An 8,056-nucleotide genomic window follows, 5' to 3' on the forward strand; every position below is an offset into this window, starting at 1 on the left:
GGAAGGTGGTTCGGCAGGTCGGAGAACCGGCGATGATCGTATGACCGGTCAGGGGCCGGCGAAGGGGAATATCCCGCAATCGGGTGTGCTCCGGGCCATGGCCCGGCGCGCTTCGCCCACATCTCCTCCAACCGCCCAGTACGGTCCCACCTGCGTATCCTGCCTACCGGCGCACCCACTGGACCGCCGAGGGCGGCCTGCTCACCCGCGGCTTCCCCCGCTGGGTGCGGATGCTGGCGATGGCCTCGGTCACCCTGGACACCGGCTCCCGCATCGGCGAACTGTGCGCGATCCGGCTGGAAGACCTCTCCCCCGCCCTGGAGGAGATCCGCATCGTGCGCCGACCGCAGAACGCCCGCCCCGGCGATCCGGTATCCGTCGAGGTCTACCCGCTGCGCCGCGGGGAAGCGGAGCAGCGCTCCGACCGACGGTGCCAGCGGGAACAGCTCGGCTCCCTCCAGCGACTTCTCGTAGAGCCACATGCTGAACACCCGCCCCGTGGCACCGTCGACGACGACCTCCTCGCCCTCCTCCCCCTCCACGATCAGATGGCCGATCAGCAGCAGTTCCGCCGCCCCGCACGATCAGATACTCACGGACCGTCAGCAGCGACGGCCCGGTGAGCGGGCGGAAGCTGACCAAGCCCTGGCCGTCCAGCCGCTCCCCCGGAGCCAGGGCGCGGCGGGTCGGCGCGTGGACGATCGACGGATGCGGCGCGTGCCCCGGCATGACGATGCTGGTCTCGGACATGGTCCCCCCGTGTGCTGAGTTCGAGCGAACCCCACCATAAGAGCCCCCACTGACACAGCCCTGCCCCGCTGGCCCGGGCCCGTACGCTGACCGCGCGGTGCGGGCACGGCCCCACCATCACCCGCACCGCACCCCAAGGAGCCCGCCGGCGCCGTGCGGCGCCGCGCTCCCGAGCTGCCGGACCGGCATACCCGCCGCGGACGCCGCCAGAGCCGGGTCCGCGTCCAGATGGTCGGCCGATCAGTCCGGCCTCCGCGCACGCCTCGCACAGCCCGGCCGACCACATCATCATGCCGCTCGCGGTCGGAGCCGGGGAGTCGTGCCCGTTCGTGCCGTACCCCCATGCATTGACGGCGTACGGGCGAAGCCATCACCGCTGCTGCGCTGATGTGGGCGGCAGTGGCCAAGGCGAGGCTCCTGGACGGATGCCCGGCTTCTTCCTCCGCTCGGTTCGGCTGGCCAAGAGCGCCTGGCGGATTTCGGCGGCGGCCTTGCGGGCATGTTCGCTGGTGGAGGTGCTCTCGGCGGTTCCGGGGACGAATCGGTTCTCGGGCTGCTGGCAGTACGGGCAGGGTGTTGCGTCGTGGATGAGGTGTCCGTCCTCGCAGGCGGGGTTGGGGCAGGGGCCGCGGCCGACGAGGAACTCGGCGATCTCCTGCGGGGCCCAGCGGAGCCGGTTGTCCTCGTCGCGCTCGTGGATGGCGTGGGACCAGCGGGTGTGCCATCGGCGTGCGATGCGGTCGAGGAGCTGGGCCGGAGTCCGGTGGGCGAGTTCGGCGAAGAGGATGTCGGGAAGGGTCCGCGGGAGGCGGTGGCTGAGGGCTTGGAGCAGCGGTTGGGGGAAGCCCTGCATGATGAACCCGATCGGATCGCTGCCTGGGCCCCGCTTCCACGTTCGGCACCGGCACGCGCCTTCTGCCGGGAGCGGGTTGCCGCAGCCGGCGCACAGGCCACGACACTCGGCGCACAACCCGTTGTGTAGACCATCGAGGTGCCGTGCTGGTGCTCGGCCGCACTCCAAGCAGCATGAGGCGCACAGGCCGCAGAGGCGTTCTTCGCCTACCCGCTTGGCCCAGGGACGTTGCTGGCAGCGGCAGCACAGGTGAACCTTGCAAAAGTCGCCGTGAGCGCCGTCGTACCGGCCGAGGTTGTCGAGCACTGCAGGTCTGTAGGGTCTCGCCCCTCGTGGCACAGGCCGTGCTTGCTGACCAGCAGCTCCTCCGCTGTCTCAGGTCGATGGCACAGCCGCTCAGTCTCACGAACGTGGCACTTCCTCGCGGTCTCAACCGGCAGGCCGGAACCGGCAAGCCTCTGAACTGCGGTTCCCCTGTTCGATGCCGCGTTCGATGCCAAGATCGTGAGATTGTGCCGCGAGATTTGAGACCCCACAGGTCTCCGCTCAGGTCTGGGCCATGTCGACGAACCGGGAGTAGTGGCCCTGGAATGCGACGGTGATCGTTGCGGTGAGGCCGTTGCGGTGCTTGGCGACGATGAAGTCGGCCTCGCCGGCGCGCGGGGACTCTTTCTCGTAGGCGTCCTCGCGGTGCAGGAGGACGACGAGGTCGGCGTTGTCCTCCAGCGATCCGGAGTCACGCAGGTCGGTGAGCATCGGCCTTTTGTCGGTGCGCTCTTCGGCGCCGCGGTTGGCCTTGGAGATGGCGACGACGGAAACCTCCAGCTCGGAGGCGAGCAGCTTGAGGCAGCGCGAGATTTCGGAGACCTCTTCGTATCGGGAGCCCAGCGGCCGGGTCCGGTAGGTCATCATCTGCAGGTTGTCGACGACGATGAGCTTGACGGCCCGCTGGCCGGCGAGCCGGCGGCACTGTGCGCGGAGGTCGGTGAACGTGGGCCAGGCTTCGTCCTGGATGTACAGGGGAGCTTTTGCGACGTCCGGAAGTCGGCGTGCCAATCTCACCCAGTGGTCGTCGTCCATCGTGCTGGCTCGCATGTAGTGCAGCGGGACACGCGCTTCCGCGCTGAGGATGCGGGTGGCGATTTCCTCGCGGCCGGATTCGTAGGTGAACAGGGCCGCAGGGATGTCGTGCTTGATCGCGGCGGACCGCAGGAAGTCCAGGGCGAGGGTGGTGGTGCCCATGGCGGGGCGGGCTGCGATGACGATGAGGTGTCCGGGACGCAGCCCGTTGGTGAGCGCGTCGAGGTCTGTGAAGCCGGTCGGGATTCCGCTGAAGCTGCCGGTGCTGCCTGCGGCGGCTTCGAGTTCGTCGAGGGCGCCTTCCAGGATGTCGCCGATCGAGTGGGACGGGGCAAGACCTCGAGGGCGGAGGAGAGTGGCGGCCAGGATTTCCGCCTGGGCGATGTCGGCGAGGCGGTCGACGTCGTCGGGATCGCTCTCAGAGGCCAGGCTCTCGACACGTGCAGCGGCTTCCTTCGTGCGCCGCAGCATGGCGGTGGCCCGGACACGCTCTGCGGCGCGGCGCCAGCCGTCTCCGGTGCCACGGGCGATCAGCGAGGCGAGGTAGTCGCTGCCGCCTGCCGCCTTGAGGGTGCCGTCGGAGTCGAGTACCGCGGACACCCGGACGACGTCCGGGGTGTCCCCGGCGCCGTAGACGCGGAGAACGGCCTCGTAGATCAAGGCATGGGCGGGCCGGGTGAAGTCGTGGGCCTCCAGCATCTCCACGACGTCGGCGACGGTGTCCGTGGACAGCAGCAACGAGCGCAGCACGGTCCTTTCCGCGTTGTCGTCGCTGTTGGGAAACTGATTGCTGTCCGCGTCGCTGCTCATGCTGGTGATCCCCCGCCCCGGTGCCAGCGGTGCAGACGCTGGCGATGGTCATGATCGGATGACGACTCTATTGCTCCGCAGCCGGCTGGAGCGAGTCGCGTTTGGTTGCCCTGGCGCGGCGCAGAGCTGCTTGCCGCGCAGCCTCGGAGGGCGAGGTTTCTCTCGCCGGTGAGAGGGCGGCCTCATGGCGGGCCGGCCGGCTGTGCGCTTGGTGAACCGCGTTGGCGGCTTGCCGGGACAGCGCGTCGGCGACCGCCTGGTCGGGGACCGGGGTGTCGACGTGTGTGAAGGCGCGGGGAAGGCGGGACGCGGACCGCCGCGACGGGTGGAGGGGGGCGTTCTCGGCGCCGGCCACGGTCAGGGGTGTCAGCCGAGGACCGGCGATACGGAGTTGCCGTACGGGCCCGACGCCTGCCGTCGTGAAGGTCTCGTTGAGCCTGCCGACCAGCATGGGGGCGAGAAGTCGGGTCTGCGTCCCCCATGCGACCGAGTCGGCGCGCACGGACAGCAGACCGCTGGCGGCGTCGTAGTTCATGACCGAGACATGCTTGGCGATCTCATGGACGGAGTCCTGCCAGAGCGCTCTGACTGCGGCGAGCGAAGCCGCAGGCCACCTTTTGGCGATGAGGTCGAGCAGGACCTGGTCCAGCGGGACCGGCACGGCATTGCGCCGTCGGCGCTGCGGCGGGGGCAGCTCGGAGCGTCTGTCCGACTTTCGGAAGCGTGCGTTCGCCCTTGCTGCCCTGAGGGCGAGGGCCGCCATGTCTCCTCGCACGGCAGGATGATTGGAGCCGCTCACGGCCGTCGACGCCTCCCTCGCGTTCCCTCGGCGTGGCGATCGCATTGTGTCAGCTTTCGCTACTTGGCGGCGTGCGTGTGGACAGGAGAACTGCGAGCGTGCGCCGGTAGCCGGCCGAGGCGTTCTCCCGAGTCTTGACCGGGGCGTCGGCCGGAACTTCGGAACGGACGTCAGCCGTCGGCACCGGCGCCGGGATGGTGGTGGCACCTTCAGGAAGGACGCGGACCTCGCGAACCACGGCCGCCCCCACCCGCTCGTTAGCAGCGGCGATGATCGTCCTGGCGAAGAGGCGAAGCTGCGTGCCGTAGGCGGGCGAGTCGGGCCGCAGGTCGAGCCGCCCGGTCGGTGCGTCGAAGGCGACGGCGGTCGCGTGAGCTGCGAGGTTCGGCGCGACTGCGGAGGCGATGTCGGGCCACTGGTCGAGGATGCTCCCTCCGGAGGCGGGGACGTCCCAGGCGCGCTCGGCGATGAGGGACTGCAGGACGGTGGCGAACCCGGTGGGGTCGCGGCGGTCGCGCTGCTGCATGCTGACGGGCTGCGGCCGGCGTGGGGAGCGTACCTGGGCACCACGCTGGCGGGCGGCCTCGCGTGCCTGGTGGAGCGCGATCCGGGCGAGGTCAGCACCGGACGCTGCCGCGACGTCCCGATTGGGCACGGCGGTGTCAGTCATGGCGGGCCTTCCTACTGGGTCTTGTACGTGGTCAGGGAACTACGGGCGAAACCGTCGAGCTGCTGTGCGCGACGGACCAGGTCCTCGCCGAAGAGCAGCTCGGCCTCGGTGCGGCCGAGGGCGTAGACCATGTCCTCGATCAAGTCCGTCGACCCGAGCCGGAGCTGCGCACGGGCCTCTTCGCGCATTGAGGCGCGCTCCCGCTCGCTGATCTCGAACGGCTCGGCGTTGGCCTGAGCATGTTCGTCGGAGCCGTATGCCACCGCAGGGTGAAGGTTGCGTGCGGCGTCGTTGATGCGGGTGAACGCCACCTCGAGCTCGCGCTTCAGGGCGGCGCCGGCAGGAGAGTCCCAGGAACCGTCATGCCTCTCCCGCTCGGCGCGAACCTCCTCGATCCGGTGACGCCGCCGGGCCTCTTGGGATGCGTGCCACTGCTCGACGGCAGCTGCACGCTTGGCCGGCGTGTCCAAGACGGTCTCCGCCCCGGCCAGCAGGACGGCGAGCAGCCCCGACCCGCGGCGAACCTGAGCGGCCTCACCGCGGACATGCAGCCAGGCCAGGACCTCGCTCACCGTCCATCCAGCATCGGCAACCCCGCGCGTCACCCAGGCGATCCGGGGTACCGAGCAACTACGCAGCCACTCGACCTGCTCGGTGAGCTCCCGGGCCAGCTGAAAGCGGCGACCGACGCGGTTGAGCTTCCGGCCACCGACCTTCGCCTTGGACTTCTTCGGGGTGGGGGACTTCGCATCCCCGCTTGTGAGCTTGCTCTCAGGGGGGAAGGAAGTAGCACCCGCAGTCGAAACACTTGAGGAACCCACCTGCATTGGGGTGCAACGGACCTCATCCGAAACAACCGTCATACCCCCCTGCTCACCGTCCTCCCGGGCGCCCGTCGCAGGGCGCTTCGAGGACAACTTCGCACGCGGCTTCCGCACCTTCCGGGATGCCTTCCTTGCCAGCTTCGCCATCAGCTCCCGGCCGGCCTCCGCGATCCCGGTCACCGCGCGCGTGTACTCCGGCGCCCCCTCCCCCCGCAGCACCGTGCGGATCCCCAGCGCCTGGTCGAACTCGAGCGGGATCATCCGCGCGAACTCCGACGCCTGCGCCGTCTCACCGCGCACCCGGGTGCCCCGCACGACGTACGCGAGCAGCCCGGCCTCCCGCAGCATCGCCAAGTGGTACTCCACCGACCGCTCCGACAGCCCAGTGCGGCGCACCAGGTACTCGATCCCCGGACGGCACGGCGACAGCTGCGCCAGCTCCTGGGCGACACGCACCGTCGTCGCCCCGAACGAGCGAGGCCCGTGCGACCGATGCCGTCGCGGCTGATACAGCCCGGACCCGGCGACCCAGTGGACCGCCTGCATCCACGAATAGCCCTCCGGCGCGATCCGGCCCGTCGACGTCGACAGCCACTGCCGCGCCTCCGGCACGAACAAGCCGGGCAGCACGGTGACCGTGACGGCGTCGTCGACCGCCGGGCGCGGAGCGGGCACCATTACGGCGGCCGGTGCCGCCACGGCGCTCACCGGCCCATCCGGACGTAGGGGGAAGAGATCATCCGGGCAGCCTTGCGCAGGGAGCCTGTGGACAGGGGCCGCTTAGCGCCGACCGCCCCCGGCGCTCCCACACGGTGGTTAACGATCTTGTAATCGGTCCCGCGACACGGGATGCGTCCCTCGCGGACGCCGCCGTCGACGGAGTTTTCACCGATCTCGGAGAGGGGGCGCGCGAGCGGGGCGGTAGACACCGCGACCGCCCTCAGTGGCCCGCCGGAGGAAGGTGCGGCGTGAAGTGCTGTAGATGACAGTGACCAGAAGGCGTGAAATCGGATCAAACGGGCGTAGCTGGGCTGGAAAACGGCGCGGCTGTCCTGCATGATGGCTCCTGTCGTGGAGGCATCGCCAAGACGGCATGACGAAGCCCCCTGTAGGTGCTTCGTGGTTCTGGGAGAACCAGTACGAGTGTTCGGATCCGGCTGCTAACCGGTCCGGACGACCCCTTCGACCGGGGCTGCTAATCCGGTCGGTGTCAGAAGGGGGCGCTCAGCCGAGGTGCGGCTAACACCTCAGGACCTGGGCGTCCCGGCGGCTATGGGCCCGAAGGGCGCCGCCACGCATCACGTGACTACGACGATTCGGCCTCCCGAGCGGAGAGCTGTCCGTGCTGCCCACCAGCACGGAAGTCGAACTGCCCAAAACCGGAACGGCTCTGGGGCGGGTGGGGTCCCAAGGAGGCCGCTGGAACGCGGGCACCCCGCCGGAGCGACGCGCATGGGTCGCTGCAACGGCGGGGTGGTGTGTGTCCGCGTGCGGGTACGGGTACCCTTCATCGCGCGACCTCCTTTCTTGCCAAAGGGGGTTCGCCGGGCCGGGTTCTCCCGGCCGAGAGCCCTCAGGACTTGCCTAAGGTCCGGAGGGCTTTTTCTTTTGCGGTTGTCGATCAGGTCCAGGGACACCCTACTCCCCCTGGGCACCAGCGAGTGACGGTGCGTGACGACGTGTCGGCCACACGCCTGGTGCGCGATCACGTCTCGGACGTCATGGGTGACGGAGAGCCCAGATAGGTACGGTTCTTGCTCGTGACCCGCCTTGCCCTCTTCGACTTGGACGGCACGCTCGTTGACCGGCAGTACGCCTTTACCGCCGCCGTCACCGCGCTGTGCCGTACGCACGCCTTCGGCGCAGCCGTTGAACAGTGGCTCCTCACCGAGCTGGCCGACCGAGCGAACTCGGGCGACTTCGTACGACTGCGCGCCACCTTCGGCCTGAAGGAGACCGCCGAGCATCTGTGGCAGGAGTACGTCGATCTGATGGCGGCCGCCGTCACCTGTCGTCCGGAGGTCCTCAAAGGCCTGGTGTACCTGCGCGAATCCGGCTGGACGATCGGCGTCGTCACCAACGGCGCCTCGGACATCCAGCGCGCCAAGCTCACCGCGGCCGGCCTCGCCGATCTGGTCGACGGTGTCGCCGTGTCGGGCGACCTCGAGATCCGCAAGCCCGACCGGGAGCTCTTCGAACTCGCGGCCTCCCGCTGCGGCTTGAGCCTCGTCGACGGGGGTTGGATGACCGGCGACAACCCGGCCGGGGAC

At 69.6% G+C, this 8,056-nt stretch carries 7 protein-coding genes; 2 read left to right on the plus strand and 5 right to left on the minus strand.

The window, feature by feature from the left end; translation table 11 throughout:
- Window positions 1-239 precede the first annotated feature (239 nt).
- On the plus strand, window positions 240-623 hold the full coding sequence (locus ABT360_RS34655) for a hypothetical protein (RefSeq protein WP_351825631.1): 384 nt from the start codon (window positions 240-242) through the stop codon (window positions 621-623).
- Window positions 624-1,120: 497 nt separating this feature from the next.
- Here ABT360_RS34655 and ABT360_RS34660 read toward each other — a convergent pair whose 3' ends face one another.
- The 5 genes from ABT360_RS34660 to ABT360_RS34680 form a co-directional block, all read right to left on the minus strand.
- A complete protein-coding gene (locus tag ABT360_RS34660; RefSeq protein WP_351825633.1) occupies window positions 1,121-1,603 on the minus strand; it encodes a hypothetical protein in 483 nt (160 codons plus the stop codon).
- Window positions 1,604-2,149: 546 nt separating this feature from the next.
- Window positions 2,150-3,493, minus strand: a complete 1,344-nt coding sequence (gene dnaB / locus ABT360_RS34665; RefSeq protein ID WP_351825635.1) for a replicative DNA helicase — start codon at window positions 3,491-3,493, stop codon at window positions 2,150-2,152.
- Between the two features lie 67 nt (window positions 3,494-3,560).
- The gene (locus tag ABT360_RS34670; RefSeq protein WP_351825637.1) at window positions 3,561-4,154 is read right to left on the minus strand and encodes a DciA family protein; all 594 of its coding nucleotides are present in this window, start codon (window positions 4,152-4,154) and stop codon (window positions 3,561-3,563) included.
- Between the two features lie 187 nt (window positions 4,155-4,341).
- Window positions 4,342-4,962 carry a DciA family protein gene (locus ABT360_RS34675; RefSeq protein WP_351825639.1) on the minus strand — a complete coding sequence of 207 codons (621 nt, stop codon included), beginning with the start codon at window positions 4,960-4,962 and terminating at the stop codon, window positions 4,342-4,344.
- An 11-nt stretch (window positions 4,963-4,973) separates the two neighbouring features.
- The gene (locus ABT360_RS34680; RefSeq protein WP_351825641.1) at window positions 4,974-6,494 is read right to left on the minus strand and encodes a helix-turn-helix domain-containing protein; all 1,521 of its coding nucleotides are present in this window, start codon (window positions 6,492-6,494) and stop codon (window positions 4,974-4,976) included.
- A 1,052-nt stretch (window positions 6,495-7,546) separates the two neighbouring features.
- On the opposite strand from ABT360_RS34680, the gene ABT360_RS34685 reads away from it, so the two are divergent.
- On the plus strand, window positions 7,547-8,056 hold a 510-nt coding region (locus ABT360_RS34685), incomplete at its 3' end, for an HAD family hydrolase (RefSeq protein WP_351825643.1).

The organism is Streptomyces sp. NPDC000229, from assembly GCF_040300825.1.
Taxonomy (GTDB): Bacteria; Actinomycetota; Actinomycetes; order Streptomycetales; family Streptomycetaceae; genus Streptomyces.